General features: G+C 50.5%; 17 protein-coding genes and 1 tRNA gene. 6 read left to right on the top strand and 12 right to left on the bottom strand.

The features are described 5' to 3' along the window. Nucleotides 1-140: 140 nt before the first annotated feature. Nucleotides 141-216 (bottom strand) — tRNA-Phe (locus ACT3IC_RS07820). Nucleotides 217-388: 172 nt separating this feature from the next. Here ACT3IC_RS07820 and ACT3IC_RS07815 point away from each other — a divergent pair. Continuing rightward, entirely contained in the window at nucleotides 389-1,231 is an 843-nt protein-coding gene (locus ACT3IC_RS07815) for an AraC family transcriptional regulator (RefSeq protein WP_103177929.1), read from the top strand. A 36-nt stretch (nucleotides 1,232-1,267) separates the two neighbouring features. Next, nucleotides 1,268-1,858 carry a LysE family translocator gene (locus tag ACT3IC_RS07810; protein WP_473477034.1) on the top strand — a complete coding sequence of 197 codons (591 nt, stop codon included), beginning with the start codon at nucleotides 1,268-1,270 and terminating at the stop codon, nucleotides 1,856-1,858. Here the strand turns inward: ACT3IC_RS07810 and ACT3IC_RS07805 are convergent. The 5 genes from ACT3IC_RS07805 to aspA all read right to left on the bottom strand — a co-directional run bounded on the left by ACT3IC_RS07805 (nucleotide 1,855) and on the right by aspA (nucleotide 7,445). Further along, nucleotides 1,855-2,430: a transcriptional regulator gene (locus ACT3IC_RS07805; protein WP_103177931.1), complete on the bottom strand. Its 576-nt coding sequence runs from the start codon at nucleotides 2,428-2,430 to the stop codon at nucleotides 1,855-1,857. The two genes, ACT3IC_RS07810 and ACT3IC_RS07805, sit on opposite strands and share 4 nt — an antisense overlap. 47 nt (nucleotides 2,431-2,477) lie before the next feature. Further along, complete coding sequence (locus tag ACT3IC_RS07800) at nucleotides 2,478-4,181, bottom strand: protein-disulfide reductase DsbD (protein WP_473477031.1); 1,704 nt, start codon at nucleotides 4,179-4,181, stop codon at nucleotides 2,478-2,480. Further along, on the bottom strand, nucleotides 4,157-4,480 hold the full coding sequence (gene cutA, locus ACT3IC_RS07795; protein ID WP_103177933.1) for a divalent cation tolerance protein CutA: 324 nt from the start codon (nucleotides 4,478-4,480) through the stop codon (nucleotides 4,157-4,159). The genes ACT3IC_RS07800 and cutA overlap by 25 nt, the downstream gene beginning before the upstream one ends. A gap of 112 nt (nucleotides 4,481-4,592) precedes the next feature. Next, nucleotides 4,593-5,894 carry an anaerobic C4-dicarboxylate transporter gene (locus ACT3IC_RS07790; protein ID WP_103791334.1) on the bottom strand — a complete coding sequence of 434 codons (1,302 nt, stop codon included), beginning with the start codon at nucleotides 5,892-5,894 and terminating at the stop codon, nucleotides 4,593-4,595. A 114-nt stretch (nucleotides 5,895-6,008) separates the two neighbouring features. Continuing rightward, nucleotides 6,009-7,445, bottom strand: coding sequence for an aspartate ammonia-lyase (gene aspA / locus ACT3IC_RS07785; RefSeq protein WP_103177934.1), 1,437 nt, complete (start codon nucleotides 7,443-7,445; stop codon nucleotides 6,009-6,011). A 335-nt stretch (nucleotides 7,446-7,780) separates the two neighbouring features. Between aspA and ACT3IC_RS07780 the strand changes: the two genes are divergently transcribed. After that, on the top strand, nucleotides 7,781-8,251 hold the full coding sequence (locus ACT3IC_RS07780) for an FxsA family protein (protein ID WP_103177935.1): 471 nt from the start codon (nucleotides 7,781-7,783) through the stop codon (nucleotides 8,249-8,251). Between the two features lie 89 nt (nucleotides 8,252-8,340). Here the strand turns inward: ACT3IC_RS07780 and yjeH are convergent, their stop codons facing one another. After that, a complete protein-coding gene (yjeH, locus tag ACT3IC_RS07775) occupies nucleotides 8,341-9,579 on the bottom strand; it encodes an L-methionine/branched-chain amino acid transporter (RefSeq protein WP_103177936.1) in 1,239 nt (412 codons plus the stop codon). Between the two features lie 177 nt (nucleotides 9,580-9,756). Here yjeH and ACT3IC_RS07770 point away from each other — a divergent pair, with 177 nt between their 5' ends. The 3 genes from ACT3IC_RS07770 (at nucleotide 9,757) to ACT3IC_RS07760 (ending at nucleotide 12,232) form a co-directional block, all read left to right on the top strand. After that, complete coding sequence (locus tag ACT3IC_RS07770; RefSeq protein ID WP_032616151.1) at nucleotides 9,757-10,050, top strand: co-chaperone GroES; 294 nt, start codon at nucleotides 9,757-9,759, stop codon at nucleotides 10,048-10,050. A gap of 44 nt (nucleotides 10,051-10,094) precedes the next feature. Further along, nucleotides 10,095-11,741: a chaperonin GroEL gene (groL, locus tag ACT3IC_RS07765; RefSeq protein WP_156653763.1), complete on the top strand. Its 1,647-nt coding sequence runs from the start codon at nucleotides 10,095-10,097 to the stop codon at nucleotides 11,739-11,741. Between the two features lie 137 nt (nucleotides 11,742-11,878). Continuing rightward, on the top strand, nucleotides 11,879-12,232 hold the full coding sequence (locus ACT3IC_RS07760; protein WP_103177938.1) for a DUF4156 domain-containing protein: 354 nt from the start codon (nucleotides 11,879-11,881) through the stop codon (nucleotides 12,230-12,232). Between the two features lie 51 nt (nucleotides 12,233-12,283). Here ACT3IC_RS07760 and yjeJ read toward each other — a convergent pair whose 3' ends face one another. The 5 genes from yjeJ to ACT3IC_RS07735 form a co-directional block, all read right to left on the bottom strand. Beyond that, nucleotides 12,284-13,147, bottom strand: a complete 864-nt coding sequence (yjeJ, locus tag ACT3IC_RS07755) for a YjeJ family protein (RefSeq protein WP_103177939.1) — start codon at nucleotides 13,145-13,147, stop codon at nucleotides 12,284-12,286. A 20-nt stretch (nucleotides 13,148-13,167) separates the two neighbouring features. After that, nucleotides 13,168-15,291 carry a peptidase domain-containing ABC transporter gene (locus ACT3IC_RS07750; RefSeq protein ID WP_473477025.1) on the bottom strand — a complete coding sequence of 708 codons (2,124 nt, stop codon included), beginning with the start codon at nucleotides 15,289-15,291 and terminating at the stop codon, nucleotides 13,168-13,170. After that, nucleotides 15,284-16,570, bottom strand: a complete 1,287-nt coding sequence (locus ACT3IC_RS07745) for an HlyD family secretion protein (RefSeq protein ID WP_156655429.1) — start codon at nucleotides 16,568-16,570, stop codon at nucleotides 15,284-15,286. The genes ACT3IC_RS07750 and ACT3IC_RS07745 overlap by 8 nt, the downstream gene beginning before the upstream one ends. Before the next feature lie 105 nt (nucleotides 16,571-16,675). Next, the gene (locus tag ACT3IC_RS07740) at nucleotides 16,676-17,041 is read right to left on the bottom strand and encodes a hypothetical protein (RefSeq protein ID WP_103177942.1); all 366 of its coding nucleotides are present in this window, start codon (nucleotides 17,039-17,041) and stop codon (nucleotides 16,676-16,678) included. A 191-nt stretch (nucleotides 17,042-17,232) separates the two neighbouring features. Next, complete coding sequence (locus ACT3IC_RS07735; RefSeq protein WP_103181015.1) at nucleotides 17,233-18,249, bottom strand: fimbrial protein; 1,017 nt, start codon at nucleotides 18,247-18,249, stop codon at nucleotides 17,233-17,235. Between the last annotated feature and the right edge of the window lie 4 nt (nucleotides 18,250-18,253).

Genomic DNA, 18,253 nt, shown 5'->3' with positions numbered 1-18,253 from the left:
CCGGAGGCGTTGAACAGCGCGCTTGTCGCGCTGGCCCCGAAGGGGTGAGCCGCTTGCGGCGAATAATCGAACGTAGTTCGATGAAGAGTCCAGCTCTCCAGAAAGCAAAAACCCGCCTTTTGGGCGGGTTCTTTAAATAGTGGTGCCCGGACTCGGAATCGAACCAAGGACACGGGGATTTTCAATCCCCTGCTCTACCGACTGAGCTATCCGGGCAACGAGGCGCATTAAACCGTAATCACATACAATCGTCAACCTTATTTCGGGAATTGCTGTTCAACTGCTTAAGTTTGCGGCAATCTGTCGGTTTGCGCGTCGATTTTGCACAAATCTTCCAGACAGAAAAACTATCTCAGGCAATGCTGACAGCGAAAAAGGGGGCGCGACGGTGAAAGACTGGCTTGAGCTGCGACAGCATGCGGATACGGGAATAGAAACGATCAAGGCGCACTTTGAAGGGCATGCCTTTGATCCTCACTGGCACGACAGCTATCTGGTTGGTATCACCCTCAGCGGTACCCAGCAGTTCCATTGCCGTCGTGAACGTCATCGTAGCCATCCGGGTGATGCGTTTCTGCTTGAGCCGGGCGAGATCCACGACGGTGATGCCCCTGTTGCGGGGGGCTTCACCTATCTGACGTTCTATCTCGATGAGCGCTGGTTGACCCAGACCCTGCATGGCCTGTATGACTCGACACCCGGAAGCTATTCGCTGCATTTCACGCAGACCTTGACCCGCGAGCCGCAACTGGTCCGCGCCATTGGCGACACCTTTGCGACGCTGCACACTGACGAGATGAAGATCGTCCAGCAAAGCACGATGGATAATCTGCTCTCTCAACTGACCTCCCATTGCTACTGGCGCAGAAAATTGCCCTCACAGTTGCAGAGCGCGGCGGTGGCGCACCGGGCGCGGGACTATCTCTATGCCCACCTGGGCGACAATATTGGCCTCTCCGATCTGGCACGGGAGACCGGCACCGATCGCTTCACACTCACCCGTTGCTTTAAGCGCGAGTTTCACCTGGCACCCCATGCCTGGCTGATTCAGCTGCGGCTGGCGAAAGCGCGGCAGTTTCTGGCGCGTGGGGATCAGCCCGTCGATGTAGCGGCAGCGCTGGGGTTTGCCGATCAAAGCCATTTAGGGCGCTGGTTCCAGCGCGCCTATCGCATTACGCCTGCCCACTACCGTAGGTTGTGCACAAACCTTCCAGACGTTTCCAGAAAATAACGGCAATGTCAGGGCTCTTATAAAAAGGAGCCACCTGTGAATATGTTGCCGTTTCTGTTGTTTGCTTTTGTCGCCTCGATAACCCCAGGCCCCACCAATATCCTTATTCTGACCAACAGTCAGCACTACGGCGTGAAGGCGACCCTGCCTGCGCTGGTGAGCGCCTGCGCGGCAGCGAGCACCATTGTGCTGATTTCGAGGGCCGGAGCGGGCGAGATACTGAGGCAGTATCCACTGGTGCGCCAGGTGATGAGCTGGGCCGGGGTGTTGTGGTTAAGCTGGATGAGCTGGCAGCTTTTTTGCGCGCCTGCGGCAAATTTATCCGGGCATAATTATACCCGCTTCACCGCGCGTGCCGCGGCGCTATTGCAGGTTATCAATCCCAAAACCTGGATGATGGCGCTGGCGGTAGTCAGCCTGTTTGCGCCAGCGGGAGAGGGGACATTACGGGAGATCGCGCTGATGGCGCTCTGCTTTTTACTGATTTCGGTGGCCTGCCTGCTGTGCTGGGCATGGCTGGGGCAGGCGGTAAACAGGCTGTTTCGCACCCCTGCCGCCATGGTGCGTTTTCAGCGCCTGATGGCGCTCTGTCTCTTCATTTCCGCCTGGGCGGGGATGCTGGCTTAGGTCAGCGCCCCACCTTTGCGACATTGCGCGAAGTGCAGGATATCTTCCGCCAGTCGCTGGGCAGTATCGACATCGGCCTGGCTTCGATTCACCAGCATCCGGCTAAGACAGCCTTCTATGATCAGATCCATCTGCTTTGCCACCATTGCCGGGTCGTCCACTTCGAGGGTGGTCAGCAGCTCATGCGTAAAGTCATGTGAGGCGCGTTTTTGCTGATCGGCCAACTGGTGGATCGGGTGGCCGGGATCCGGGTAAAAGGTGCAGGCGGCAATAAACAGACAGCCCGGATAGCGGTGATTACGCACGCATTCGGTGAGCGCGGAATAGCGCGCCAGGAGCTTTTGCTCCGCCGAGAGCTCCGTGTTAAGCATCAGTTGCCTGCGCCAGGTGTCCACCTGCTGGCTAAGGTAGCGCAGGGCATCGTACAGGAGCGCTTCTTTATCGGGCCAGAAACGACGTAGTTCATCCAGAGGATAATTGACACGTTCAGCAACCATCTCTAGCGAGGTGCTGGCTATCCCTTGTATTTCAAGCAACTGTAGGGTTGCGCCCAGAACATCTTCACGTTGCACGGTTTATTCCTCCGTCTACTTTCGTACTTTCCCGCTTAAAGTGTCGTTTACGGTTGGCGATTGCGCAAATGCGCACTGAACGCGGCGGCATTCATAAAGCCCGTTACCCGTTGAGCAGGCTGCTCTTCACCCTGAGCGTTGAAAAACAGGATGGTGGGCAGACCGAGCACGTTGAGCGCCTTCAGCAGGACCTTGTCCTCTGGACCGTTCGCCGTGACGTTGGCCTGCAAAAGGACGGTATCGTTCAGGGCGTTTTGCACCTGCGGGTCGCTGAAGGTGTATTTTTCAAACTCCTTGCAGGCGACGCACCAGTCGGCGTAGAGGTCGAGCATCACCGGCTTTCCTTGCGCCTGAGCCAGCGCGCGGTGTAAGTCGTCGACGTTCTTAACCGGCATAAAATTCAGGTGGGCCTGGCTTTGCGCGGCCGGCGCGCCAAATGCCCAGTCCTGTAGCGGACGCACGCTGACCAGCGCGGCGGCCAGCAGCAGAATTTGCACAATGCGGACCCAGGGCTTGCGGGCACTAAGGCTGCTGATAAAGGCCCAGCTAAAGAAGGCCACGCCCAGCATTGCCCACAGGCGCTGACCCCACACATCGCCAATGACGCGCTCGAGCAGGAAGACCGGCAGCGCCAGGATGACAAAGCCAAACGCGGTTTTGACCGTCTCCATCCAGGGGCCGCTTTTCGGCAGCAGACGGTTACCGAATACCGTCACCAGAATTAGCGGCAGACCCATTCCCAGGGCATAGAGATAGAGCGTGCCACCGCCGAGCCACATATTGCCGCTCTGGGCGATGTAGAGCAGGATCGCGCTGAGTGGCGCCGTGGTGCAGGGCGAGCAGATCAGCCCGGCGATGGCGCCCATGGCAAACACGCCCCCCACGGAGCCGCCCTGCTGACGGTTGCTCATCAGCGTTAAGCGGGTTTGTAGAGACGAGGGCAACTGCAGGCTGAAGAGACCAAACATCGACAGCGCCAGCAGGATAAAGACGATCGACAGCCCGATGAGCACCCAAGGATGCTGGAGCGCCGCCTGAAACTGCAGCCCAGCCGCCGCGACGATCAGGCCGAGAGCGGTATAGGTGAGCGCCATCCCCTGCACGTAGATAAACGCCAGCAGCAGCGCGCGGGCAGTAGAGAGGCGCTGCTTACCGCCGAGCACGATGCCGGAGATAAGCGGGTACATAGGCAACACGCAGGGCGTGAAGGCGATGCCAATGCCGATCAGCAAGGCCCAGAAGGCGGAGAAGGGCAGTTCACTGCCGCTATTGTGTGGGGCCGTTTTCCCCTTCTCAGGAGAGACGGGAGCGTATACAGCAGCCGCTTTGACTTCGCTCAGCGGCACCACTTTCGTCTCTGGTGGATAGCATAGCCCGGCGTCGGCACAGCCCTGATAAGTGACCGTCAGGGTGGCGCCTTTGGCGGCCTGATCCACCGTCACGGGAACTGACAGCTGGCCCCGGTAGATTTCGCTTTTGCCGTAGAATTCGTCTTCGTGGGCGACGCCAGCAGGCAACTGGAGTTTGCCGACCTGCGCCTGAGCGGGGGTGATGCTGATCTGCTTGCGATAGAGGTAATATCCCTCCTTCACATTCCAGTTGAGAGTCAGTTCGTGCTGGTTTTGCTGAAAATCGAAGACGAAAGCCCGATCGGCAGGGATGAAGTTCGAGCGGCCGGGTGCATCAAACAACCCGGCAAAGACTGATGTGCTGCACAGCAGCAGGATTAGCGTAAGGAAGCGTTGAGCCATGAGAGATAGTCGTTATCGCCGTGAAGCACTGGCAGCACCAGCAGCTCCGGAGTCTGGTAAGGGTGATGCGATTTGAGGCAGTCGAGGAGCGCTTGCTGTTTCGCCACGCTCGATTTGAGCAGCATCTGCACTTCATACTCCTGTTCCAGTTTGCCTTCCCAGTAGTAAAGGGAGGTGGCGCCGGGGAGGATGGTCACACAGGCGGCGAGCTTTTCTGCCAGGACTTTGGCCGCCAGATCCTGAGCGGTCGCTTCATCGGGGGCGGTACAGAGTACAACAACAGTGTCAGGCGTGTTCACAGGTCGACCTCGTTATCGCAAAAAAATCACTATACCACGACGGGACGCTGCTCATTAATGAATCGGGCCGCTAAGCGGCCCGACTTTAACTCTTTTTACAACCAAAAAGGATTTACAGCACAATCCCGCCGATGATGAAGCCGAGGATCACGCACAGGGTAATGGCGATCACGCCCGGGATCAGGAAGGCGTGGTTAAAGACATATTTACCGATGCGGGTTGAGCCGGTGTCATCCATCTCGACGGCTGCCAGCAGCGTCGGGTAGGTAGGCAGCACAAACAGCGCGGAGACGGCAGCAAAAGAGGCAATGGCGGTGAGCGGTGAAACGCCCAGCATCAGCGCCGCAGGCATCAGCGCCTTGGTGGTGGCCGCCTGAGAGTAGAGCAGGGTCGCGGCAAAGAAGAGCACCACCGCCAGCAACCACGGATAGTTATGCAGCAGGTCGCCCGCCACGGTCTGGATGTCGGTGATGTGCGCTTTCACGAAGGTATCGCCCAGCCAGGCCACGCCCAGTACACACACGCAGGCGCTCATACCGGATTTAAAGGTGCTGGCGTTGAGCACTTCGCTGGTGTCGATTTTACAGGTGATACTAATGAGCGTGGCGATGGTCAGCATGAACACCACGATCGCTTCGTTACGCGGCAGGACCGGGTTCTTGATCAGCCCAACGGTATCGCTGATGGCGGTGGCGTAGAACATCACCGCGACAATGCCGATCAGGAACAGCAGCACGGAGCGTTTCGCGTGTGGCTTCAGGATAAACGCCTGGCTGCCGCGCAGCTTCACTTCGCCTTTTGCCAGACGCTCCTGATAGACCGGGTCGTCTTTCAGCTCGGCGCCGAGGAAGTTACAGAACACCGCGGTGATCATCACAGCAATCAGGGTCACCGGAATACAGATCGCCAGCAGCGTCAGGTAGCTCACGCCCAGCGGCTCAAGGATACCGGCAAAGAACACCACTGCCGCCGAAATGGGCGAGGCGGTGATGGCAATCTGCGAGGCGACAACGGCAATAGAGAGCGGACGGGAGGGACGGATGCCCTGCTCTTTTGCCACTTCGGTTATCACCGGCAGGGTGGAGAATGCGGTATGGCCAGTACCGGCCAGAATGGTCATAAACCAGGTGACCAGCGGAGCAAGGAAGGTAATGTATTTTGGATGACGGCGCAGCATACGCTCCGCCAGGCTCACCAGGTAGTCCATACCGCCTGCAACCTGCATGGCTGCGATAGCGGCGATAACGGCCATGATGATTTCAATTACATCAAACGGAATAGCGCCGGGTTTAATCTGGAGAAAGAGAGTGAGGACAAGTACGCCGAGACCACCGGCGAAACCGATGCCGATCCCCCCGAGTCTTGCGCCTAAGTATATCGCCAACAGGACGATGACGAGTTCTGCTCCGAACATAAGTGCCTACCTTGCTCATTAACAAGTTGATATTAAATTGTTGTGTTTTGGTAACGCCTAAAAACAAAAAAGGCACGTCATCTGACGTGCCTTCATGAAGTTTAACCTGAACTGTTATTGTTCACTTTCATCCGTATATCTTTTTGCTTTATAGGCCGGGTGCATTAAGTTTTGCGCCGAGAAGATATCATCCAGCTCGGCTTCTGTCAGCAAGCCACGTTCAAGTACGACCTCTCGCACGCTCTTACCGGTTTCTGCACAGATCTTACCGACGATGTCGCCGTTGTGGTGACCGATGAACGGGTTGAGGTAAGTGACGATACCGATGGAGTTATAGACGTAGCTTTCACATACCGCTTTGTTGGCGGTGATGCCGTTGATGCATTTTTCCAGCAGGTTGTAGCAGGCGTTGGTCAGGATATGAATGGATTCAAACATCGCCTGGCCAATCACCGGTTCCATAACGTTCAGCTGCAGCTGACCCGCCTCGGAAGCCATGGTAACGGTAATGTCGTTGCCGATGACCTTGAAGCAGACCTGGTTAACCACTTCTGGCACTACCGGGTTCACTTTGGCTGGCATGATGGAGGAGCCCGCCTGCAGTTCCGGCAGGTTGATTTCATTCAGACCGGCACGCGGCCCGGAAGAGAGCAGGCGCAGGTCGTTACAGATCTTGGAGAGTTTCACCGCCAGGCGTTTCAGCGCACTGTGCACCATCACGTAGGCGCCGCAGTCTGATGTGGCTTCAATCAGGTCTTCTGCTGGCACCACCGCCAGGTTAGAGACTTCGGCCAGCTTCTGCACCGCCAGCTGCTGATAGCCGTCCGGGGTATTCAGGCGCGTACCGATGGCCGTTGCGCCCAGGTTCACCTCAAGCAGCAGCTCAGAGGAGCGCATCAGGTTTTTGGTCTCTTCATTGAGCAGCACGTTAAATGCGTGGAACTCCTGACCAAGGGTCATTGGTACCGCGTCCTGCAGCTGGGTACGGCCCATTTTCAGGATGTCCTGGAATTCGACGGCCTTGTTCTGGAAACCTTCGCCCAGCTGGTTAATGGCATCAACCAGCTTCACGATGGAAGCGTATACGGCGATACGGAAACCGGTCGGATAGGCGTCGTTGGTAGACTGGCATTTATTGACGTGATCGTTCGGGTTCAGGTACTGGTACTCACCTTTCTGGTGGCCCATCAGCTCAAGGCCGATGTTTGCCAGTACCTCGTTGGTATTCATATTCACTGACGTACCCGCGCCGCCCTGATAGACGTCCACCGGGAATTGATCCATGCACTTGCCGTTGTTCAGCACTTCATCGCAGGCGGCGATGATGGTATTGGCGATACTTTTCGGAATGGTTTGCAGCTCTTTGTTTGCCATTGCTGCCGCTTTCTTCACCATTACCATGCCACGCACAAACTCAGGGATATCACTGATTTTGCTGTTGCTGATGTAGAAGTTTTCAATCGCTCTCAGAGTGTGAATACCATAGTAGGCATCCGCTGGAACTTCCCTGGTACCCAACAAATCTTCTTCGATACGAATGTTGTTTAACATGTGAACCTTCTTTTCAAGCTGCCGATTGATGTACTAAACGCACAGTACATATGTGGTTATGTCTATTTTCTGACCGACGATTATCCCCTGAATCGACCAGATACCCGGAATGATATGCTGATGATAGCGAATTGCCGTAACCTGGATCACTTATTATGGACCCGGTGACATGATATTTATCAATCTGTGAAATGAATCACCGCTTTAATATTTCCAGAAAAAATATCCGTGCAAACCGATTGAATTTTGACTAAACGCCTCCATTTCTGACAGACGCGAATCGCAAATTGTTACCGACAGGGGCCATAACGGCGTCTGCCACACAGGAGAAGCCAGTGCGCTGGATACCGTTAGCTGCAATCTTTCTTTATGTTTATATAGAGATTTCTATTTTTATTCAGGTCGCCCACGTGTTTGGCGTCCTGCTGACCCTGGTTCTGGTCATTTTTACATCGGTGATTGGCATGTCACTGGTGCGCAACCAGGGTTTCAAAAATTTCCTGTTAATGCAGCAGAAGATGGCCGCCGGGGAGAGTCCGGCAGCGGAGATGGTCAAAAGCGTGTCGCTGATTATCGCCGGCCTGCTGCTGTTGCTTCCGGGTTTCTTTACCGATTTCCTGGGGCTGCTGTTGCTGTTACCGCCGGTGCAGAAACACCTGACCCTGAAGCTACTGCCGCATCTGCGTTTTAACCGGATGCCGGGCGGCGGGTTTAGCGCCGGAACGGGCGGTGGGGAGACCTTTGACGGGGAGTATCAGCGTAAGGATGAGCAGCGCGATCGCCTGGACCATAAAGACGACCGTTGATATCAGTAGCCCGGCGGCGCTGCGCTTGCACGGGCCTACGAAACCGTAGATTCTGTAGGCCCGGTAAGCGAAGCGCCACCGGGCGTTAATTAAACCGCACCACGCTTCGGCAAGAACCACCACAATCCCGCCAGCATCACAATGGCGTACAGACTCTTCCATCCCACCATCGCCAGCAGCAGTAAACAGAGTACCCCACCAATCATCGCCAGCACTTTATAGCGTCCTTTTAGCAGGCGACATCCCGCCAGCATGCACAGCAGATAGATCATAATGAAGATGCCGTTGGCATAGACGATAAGCGCGTCGAGGTTGATATCCAGCCAGTAGATTGCCAGGGTGCTTATCACACAGCAGCCCAGCACCGCGTTCAGGGCGTTAAGCGGGAGCTGGCGTCTGGACAGGCGGGCGAGAGGGCTTTTGGGTTTGTACAGCGCCTGGGACCACACTAGCCGGGCAAAGCTCTGAATGTAGATATTCAGGCTGGCGAAGCAGGCGAGGTAACCAATCACGCAGGCAACCCACAGCGCTTTCACGCCAAATAGCTGGACCACGATGGCGGGAAGCGAGGCTGCCGCAGCCATATCGGCACCATAGGCAGTGAAATGAAGCACCAGCACCGTACAGGCCCAGTAGACCGTACCTGCCAGCAGCAGCCCTATCATCAGCGCCCGCGGGAAATCACGTTCCGGCTGTTTAAACTCTGAGGCCAGATGCGCAAAGGCTTCAAGACCGACGAAACACCAGAACATGACGGAAAGGGCTGCGAATAGCTGCAAATGATCGAGATCGGTTAAGGCAGGGAAGGGGATCTGTGTCACCTGAAGATCCCCTGCCCACCAGATAGCGGCAATCAGCGCCACAATCAGCACCGCCACCAGGGTTTGCAGGTTGGCGCTGGAACTGGCGCCGCGTGAGCCGACCCACCAGACGATGGCCAATGTACCCAGCTCAGCCAGTAAGAGCTGCGCGTCATGCCAGCCAAACAGCGCCTGGCCAAACCCCGTCGCAATATGCAGGGCGGCAGGTAAGCCCACGGGGATAACAGAAAGGAACAGCCAGCCGGTGACGCGCTCCAGACGCGGGCCAAATGCCATCCCGACAAAGTGAGCCACCCCACCGGCGCTCGGGAAGTGTCGCCCGAGAAGCGCAAAAACAATCGCCACCGGGAAGACCAGCACGATGAGCACCGGCCACGCCCAGAGACTGTTATCACCCGCCACCAGGGCCGCCAGCGCCGGTACGGCAAACACCCCCGTGCCTAATAAAGAGGTTGAAAGTAAGCCAACACCCTGCGCGAGTCCCAGCTCCTGTTTAAGTCCACTCATTCCATTGTCCTGCCGCCATCAAAAGAGAGGCGATGGTAACACTTTCACAAATTTTTTTTCGACTACCCCTTGAAGGGGTAAAACCCCATCCCCATCTCTCAGGGCACTAGCCGGAAAACCGCTTACGGCCCGGCGTCACCCATAACTGATAATGACTTTCTCAAAGGAGAGCTATCAATGAGTATTCGTCCGTTACATGATCGTGTGATCGTCAAACGTAAAGAAGTTGAAACCAAATCTGCGGGCGGCATCGTTCTGACCGGTTCTGCAGCAGCAAAATCAACGCGTGGCGAAATCATCGCTGTCGGTAAAGGTCGCATTCTGGAAAACGGAAATGTGCAGCCGCTGGACGTTAAAGTTGGTGACATCGTCATTTTCAACGATGGCTACGGTGTGAAATCCGAGAAGATCGACAATGAAGAAGTGCTGATCATGTCCGAAAGCGACATTCTGGCAATTGTTGAAGCGTAATCCGCGAACGACACTGAACATACGAATTTAAGGGAAAGATTAAAATGGCAGCTAAAGACGTAAAATTCGGTAACGACGCTCGTGTGAAAATGCTGCGCGGCGTAAACGTACTGGCAGACGCAGTTAAAGTGACCCTGGGCCCGAAAGGCCGTAACGTGGTTCTGGACAAATCCTTCGGCGCACCAACCATCACCAAAGATGGTGTTTCCGTAGCGCGTGAGATCGAGCTGGAAGACAAGTTCGAAAACATGGGTGCCCAGATGGTGAAAGAAGTTGCCTCTAAAGCGAACGACGCTGCAGGCGACGGCACCACCACCGCAACTGTACTGGCGCAGGCTATCATCACTGAAGGTCTGAAAGCCGTTGCTGCGGGTATGAACCCGATGGATCTGAAACGTGGTATCGACAAAGCTGTCGCTTCCGCTGTTGAAGAGCTGAAAGCGCTCTCCGTACCGTGCTCTGACTCTAAAGCTATTGCTCAGGTTGGTACCATCTCCGCTAACTCCGACGAAACCGTAGGTAAACTGATCGCTGAAGCGATGGATAAAGTCGGTAAAGAAGGCGTGATCACCGTTGAAGACGGTACCGGTCTGGAAGACGAACTGGACGTGGTTGAAGGTATGCAGTTTGACCGCGGTTACCTCTCCCCATACTTCATCAACAAGCCAGAAACTGGCGCTGTTGAGCTGGAAAGCCCGTTCATCCTGCTGGCTGATAAGAAAATCTCCAACATCCGTGAAATGCTGCCAGTTCTGGAAGCCGTTGCGAAAGCAGGCAAGCCGCTGGTTATCATCGCTGAAGACGTTGAAGGCGAAGCGCTGGCAACGCTGGTGGTTAACACCATGCGTGGCATCGTGAAAGTGGCTGCGGTTAAAGCACCTGGCTTCGGCGATCGCCGTAAAGCGATGCTGCAGGATATCGCTACCCTGACTGGCGGTACCGTTATCTCTGAAGAGATCGGTATGGAGCTGGAAAAAGCGACGCTGGAAGACCTGGGTCAGGCGAAACGCGTTGTTATCAACAAAGACACCACCACCATCATCGATGGCGTGGGTGAAGAAGATGCCATCCAGGGCCGTGTTACTCAGATCCGTAAGCAGATCGAAGAAGCGACCTCTGACTACGATCGTGAAAAACTGCAGGAGCGCGTTGCTAAACTGGCAGGCGGCGTAGCCGTTATCAAAGTGGGTGCCGCTACCGAAGTTGAGATGAAAGAGAAGAAAGCCCGCGTTGACGATGCCCTGCACGCGACCCGTGCTGCGGTAGAAGAAGGCGTGGTTGCCGGTGGTGGTGTTGCTCTGGTTCGCGTTGCAGCGAAACTGGCTGGCCTGACCGCTCAGAACGAAGATCAGAACGTGGGTATCAAAGTTGCGCTGCGCGCAATGGAAGCGCCACTGCGTCAGATCGTTTCCAACGCCGGTGAAGAGCCGTCTGTTGTGGCGAACATGGTGAAAGCGGGCGAAGGTAACTACGGTTACAACGCTGCTACCGAAGAGTACGGCAACATGATCGACTTCGGTATCCTGGACCCAACTAAAGTGACCCGTTCTGCGCTGCAGTACGCGGCCTCTGTTGCTGGCCTGATGATCACCACCGAGTGCATGGTCACTGACCTGCCAAAAGGCGATGCCCCTGATTTAGGTGCTGCTGGTGGTATGGGCGGCATGGGTGGTATGGGCGGCATGATGTAATCATGTTGTTCTGCACCTCGCAGAAATGAACAAACCCCCGGTCAGAAATGATCGGGGGTTTTTCTTTTGGTCATCTTTTAGGTATAAGGTTTAGACGCGGGCAGCACGTGCCCAGCTTATTGAAAACGAGGAATAACATGCGCGTTAAAGTGGGTGCAGGGATCGTAGCGGCAGCGTTGCTGCTGGCGGGGTGTAGTTCCGGTAACGAACTCTCTACTGGTGGGCAGAGCGTTCGCTTTGTAGAAGATAAGCCGGGCAGTGAATGTCAGCTGGTCGGTACCGCAACCGGTAAACAAAGTAACTGGCTTTCAGGGCAGCATGGCGAAGAGGGCGGTTCAATGCGCGGTGCGGCAAACGCTCTGCGTAATCATGCAGCGGAGATGGGCGGGAACGTGATTTATGGCGTAAGCAGCCCAACCCAGGGTTTACTGTCGAGTTTTGTCCCGACCGCCAGCGAAATGCAGGGCCAGGTTTATAAGTGCCCGAACTGATTTGATTGGTGCCTTTTTCAGTGATGAGAGGCACCTTTTTTATAAAAGCTATCAGGCGCTAATTTGTGCATTTATTTCTGAATAAAAAGACTTTAGATACTGCATGCACTCCTCCAGCGTCATCATTTTACCCGGCTCAGAAGGGAAGTATTTGCTAAATATCTGGCTGGGCTGGCACTGGGTATGAACTTCTATAAGTTTTGGATTTCTTTCAGCCATGCGCATTATAACGCTGTTTTCATGTTCTGATGGATGTGGGGCGCTGGTTTTAATTAAAGCACCAGAAATAATTTTCTTACCCTCGTCCGTATCGCAACAAAAAAGTATGGCCAAAGAGTGCGTAAAAAGATTAAGTTTCCACTCATCTGGAGAATAATATTGGTAGTCGACACCATGAGCTTTTGTCAAATCTACAGCACAAAGCATCAGAAAATCCATCGTTGAACTCAAATAATGAGTTACATCACTATCATCACAATTTTTTAACGTCTGCTGAATTCCTACTAAAAGCGCCTCTACCTGCATATCATCAATACGCAACGAGACTATCTGTTCATTCTGAAGTACCAGGATCAGCGTTGACCAGCTCTCTCCTGGTTTTAATGTAATCGACATTACGCGTTTTTCCGGGTTTGGTTGCTGTATTTCCGAAAGGTCGATCATTGGGGTATTAGATATTAAGCGCTCATTAAAAGCAGTAAGTTCTGTTTTATAAGCCTCGCCTTCATTATTGAGACGCTGCAGTACTGCTACCATTCTGTTCTGAAGGACTAATAGTAAATCAGCCAGCATCTGAACTTGAAAATAATATGTATGGCAAATTTCATTTTGCAGTTTGGTTTTAAGCATGAGAGCCATAAAACGTCCTTCATATTTAATCCCTGCAGTATTGAAACCAATAAATGAACCTTGCATGCGACTCTCCTTGTGTGCTGTTACGCTGAAATTAGTGTATTGGGTTGCGATAAATCAATAATGCGATCGGCTGAAGCAATAGTGGACGGCCGATGAGCAACAATAATTCGGGTAATACTTAAACCAGATATAGACTGGTTAATAGCAGATTCGTTTTTAAGGTCGAGATGGCTGGTTGCTTCATCCATAAATAAAATGCTGGGCTTACGATAAAGTGCACGTGCTATCAAAATACGTTGCTTTTGGCCGCCAGAAATACCTAAGCCAAGCTCACCCACAATGGTTTCATATCCCATCGGCATTTTCATTATTTCGTCATGGATGTTACAGCGACGTGCGCATTCGATAACAAAATCCATATCTGCGTTATCTTCAAAACCGCTGATATTTTCAATAAGCGATCCTGAGAATAGTCTGTCTTCCTGGAGTACGCAGGCCGTTCCCTGGCGAAAATTATTAAGCCCAATTTTCTGAATATCGAGGTTGTCCGCCAGAACATCACCAGTTGTCGGAGACAGCAGGCCACACATAACTTTTAACAGCGTAGTTTTTCCCACGCCGGAAGGGCCAACCAGAGCCACTGATTCACCGGGTTCGACGATGATATTTAAATTTGAGAAAATTGGCTGTGAGAACGGATCGTACTGATAGCTAAGGTTTTTTACCTCTAACTTAACGCCGGAATTTTCTGTAAAGATACGCCGCGAAGGCAACTCTTTTTCTGGTTCACTAAAAACAATCTCAGAAAGACGCTCATTATGTAATGACAGCATACGCAACTGCATGACCAGATCGACCAAACTGGATGCTCGCTGGGAGAATTGCCCACGATAGGCATTAAATGCCATAAACATACCGAGCGTCATATTATTTTCAATCACCATAATAGCGCCAAGCCAAAGCACTGCAACCTGATCGATAGAGGTAATTAAAGTATTGATACCGCCAAACATCATGTCGAAACGAGTCTGTTTTATACCAGCATTACAAGCATCGATATTAATGTTCAACCAGTGCTGTGAACGACGGTCTTTTAAATTCAATGCCTTGATAGTCGAAATACCATATAGTGACTCCATGAAGTGTGAACTGGAGCGAGCACCCTTTATAACCTGCTCTTCAGAAACTCGACGATAGAAACTATAGGTAGCGAATCGCATAATGGCATAGCACAATGTGAAACCTACAACCACCCAAACCAGCCAGCCGCCATAAAGCGTTAACATCACCAACAGGCCAATGGTCATTATTGTGTCGATAATGCCTGTCACAATACTATTAGTAAAAGTTGCACGAATAGTATCCAGCGATGAGAAACGAGACTGAATGTCACCTAAATGCCGTTTTTCAAAAAAGGATAACGGTAAACTCGCCAGATGATCAAAGAGCGTTGTTTTCCACTGAATATTGGTGAGGGTATTCAGCGTCAATGAAGTCCATGCCCGAAGCATGCTGATAAACATGCGGAATAGAGTAAAGAACACCAGACCAATACAGATAACTGACAGTAAGCTCTGACCGTGCGCCATAATAACATGGTCAGTGACCAGCTGTGTTCCAATCGGTAATAATAAACTGATAGCTTCAACCACTACCGAAAAAGCGAAGATTTTTAGCAGGACGGATTTCAAGCCTACAATATTACGCATAAGATCCAGCAGGCGTAGACGAGACTTAGCATGCTCTTGCTGGAAATTTTTGTCCGGCCAAAGCTCCAACGCAACGCCAGTGAAGTTGTTGGACATCTCCTGAATGCCAATAATTCTTTTGCCCAAAGCAGGATCATGCACTATGAAGCTATTCTTACGCACTTTAGTCAGTACAACGTAATGGTTCATACCCCAGTGGATAATGCAGGGGAGCTTTAGTTGTTTTATTTCATCGAGATCGAGAGAAAGCGCCCGGCTTTTCAGTCCAGTATGCTCAGCTGTTTTACTCAGAGACATTAGTGTTACGCCCTGAGAAGGACTGCCGTAACGGTGGCGGAAATTAAATAGATCAATATTGAGTCCGTAGAAGCCGCAAATCATAGCCAGGCAGGCAATCCCGCATTCTGATGCCTCTGACTGTAAAATAACGGGTGTTTTATGACGGATTGAAAAGTTAAGTTTATTTATAATCGTTTTAAAAATCTCTTTATTCATCAATCGGCCCGCTCACGCTTTGCATAATTTTATAGAAAGGGGTAAACATCCACATATAAAGAGGACGTTCCTCCAGGAAAACCACAGCCTGCGCCTTCAAACCATTTGAAAGCGTAAGTACTTTCCCATTATAATTAAATTCTTTATTTTTAATTTTTATAATGGCTTTATAAAGCGCTAAATCTTGCTGGTTAGAACCATTACTTACGTTGGTATATTCAGCCATCTCCTGTCTCGAGGCAGGAACTGATGAAAGCGTAAGAACTTCACCAGGGAACTGACCAAACTTATCCGCCGGGAATGCATCGTAGCGTATATTAATAATATCCCCTTTCTTAATGTAGGGGATTGCGTTATTTGGCAACCAAATTATTAGGTAATATTCAATGTTTCCTGTCGGTTTAATTTGCGCAAGACTGCTGCCATTTTCAACCATCTGGCCTTTAGTAACGGCCAAAGATTCTATTTTACCATCGATTGTTGCTTTGATAATAATATTGCCATTTGCATTTGACTCTACTAATTGGTTTTTAAAATCATTTATTTGATTGTTCTGGCCAGAAATTTGATTGTCAAAGTCGGCCGCTTTAGTAACTTTATCACTGTTCGCTTGTGTAAGCTGAGTTTCAAGCTGCATTTTTTGACTAACAAGAGACTGATAAGCGCTTTGTTGCTGAAAGTATAACGAATGTTGATAGTTATATTGGTCTTTTGTAATCAATCCATCTTTAAGATACTTATCGTAGCTGGCCAGGTTAGTATGCATTTTATTTAACCCTGCCTGAGTGTTTATCAACATGCGGCTAGTTTCTTCCAGTGAATCTTTTATAGTTGCAATTTGTTTTTCGATGGCACGCAATGTTTCTGATTTGTTATGCGAAAGTTTGCTAATTATATTTTCCGCATTCGCTATTTTTTGATCAATAACTTCGATCTGCGCAGTATTTACGTTACCATTAATGGTGCTACGCGAAATGTCCAGTTTATAAAGCGGCTGTCCTTTATTTACAATTTCGCCCACTTTGACATACTGATTAACAACAAAACCTTGCTGAGGAGCAAAGACGTTAACAGAGTGAGGGAGAGTGATAACTTCACCTCGAACATCAATACGTTGGGTAAAGGAGCAAAAAATAAGTGACAAAACAAGTACAGCAATAAAAGTAAAAGCCAGTAGAGTGACTATCCAGGCTGGCATTCCTGCTAATAGTAATGCCTTTCCTTTCCAGTGATTTTTTTTATATTCAATCGCTTCCCTGCGATAAATTTTTCTCAGCATAACTACCACTTATTTCTGCTTTAGTAATAAAGGCCTGAATTATCAGGCCTTATTTAAGTATAAAAGGATTTATACTATTTTTTTATATAACCATTCGGTTATACATTAGCTCCATGGAGCGAAGGTTCCACTAAAGAAACCGTTAGCGCCCGCAGAAGATTGCTCTAAAGCAAAATCCCAACCGCCCATGGCGCCATAAATAGCGCCGCCAATGGCACCGACTACCAGACCCCAAATCATCCCAACACCCTGACCAGCTGCGCCAACGCCAAGCAGACCACCGCCGTTACCGCCCTGGGAGCCGCCAATGATTGAGCCATACATAGCAAATGCTGCTCCAGTAATTAAACCGGAGGCAACCGCTTCAAAACCGTTGCTCACAACACTGGTAATTGCTGAGCCGAGAGAAGAAAAATCCCAGGAATAGCCACCAGAGATAGCTTCCATTTCAAATGTAGTTAAATTTTGCATGTTTAATCCTTTAAGTGGTATGTCAAAATATATTTCTTTTAGGCCATTCACTAATAACTGACCTGCTGAAAATATAACTTTTACTATGAGGTTGAGCAACTAAATTAAATATTAAGATATAATTAAATGGTCGTTTGTTTTCTAAAAAAAAAGAGATTTTCACAATCTCTTTTTTTTAATTTTGGATCTGTTTACTCTTCTTGAATGACAACTTCTAGTATAGCTTTTACATTTCCTGTGGTGATTTCGTTGATATTGCTGCTCGATCTATAATAGTCTGCTGTAAAGGCAAAGGATTGAGATGTTGTTACATTATTAATATAGTATTTATCCATATCATAAAAAACGATTGGTTTGTTATCTTTTTTGAAAATAATGCCTACATTACTTGCTGCATTGGCACCAGTTAACATATTATCAATGATGCCATCACCATATGCGCTGGTTCCTGTTATGGGGTTGAACCAATAGGTTACTTTGTTACCCAGCGCGTTTGCTGGACAAAGTATATTCATAGTAATCGTTTTTTGAGCCGGAGTTATTCCTCCTCTTGATACTGATAGAAGTGTATTTTTTTCAATTCTATTTAGTGTTACCTGACTTGAGCCTGCAACTGATATATCACATGAGCTATCTTTAAAAGTGATATTACTGATTTTAACATTTGCGTTGACTAAAGTCCTCTCTGCAGGTTTTGGGTTAGTGACTAAATTGCCAACAGAGAAATTGATTGATGCATCAGCACTTGTTCCAGATATGTCAATAACAGATTTGGTTTTTATCAACCAAATCGTTATAAATTCATAATCATTATTAGACTTTTCGATCGGTACTATCGTTGATCCCACAACTGCAGGTTTTACCGAACCATTTTTGCTGGCTAAAATATCTGAAACCTGAAAACCGATGCCGTCAATACCGGTCGCATATACGGGCTTCCCTTGTAATCCAGTAACGCCCGGCACTTCAGGGGCGGTAGATGAAATTATATACTGATCACCCAAGACCTTACTACACGAGAAAGTTTTATAATGTCCAGTACCAAATTTCTTGCTGAATAATACCGAACCAACCGGAATAGATGGGTCGGTCGCTATTTTAGGCGATATGGAAAGGGTTAATAATTTGCTGCTGCCGTCATAAGTACACTTTGCCATAGCATCGCTATAACAAAATATAATTCCCAAAAAAAATAATACTTTCTTCATAAAT

The organism is Leclercia sp. GHBNCSD, assembly GCF_055805075.1.
The sequence above is the reverse complement of the archived record's forward strand: the minus strand, read 5'-3'. Positions and strand labels throughout refer to the sequence as shown.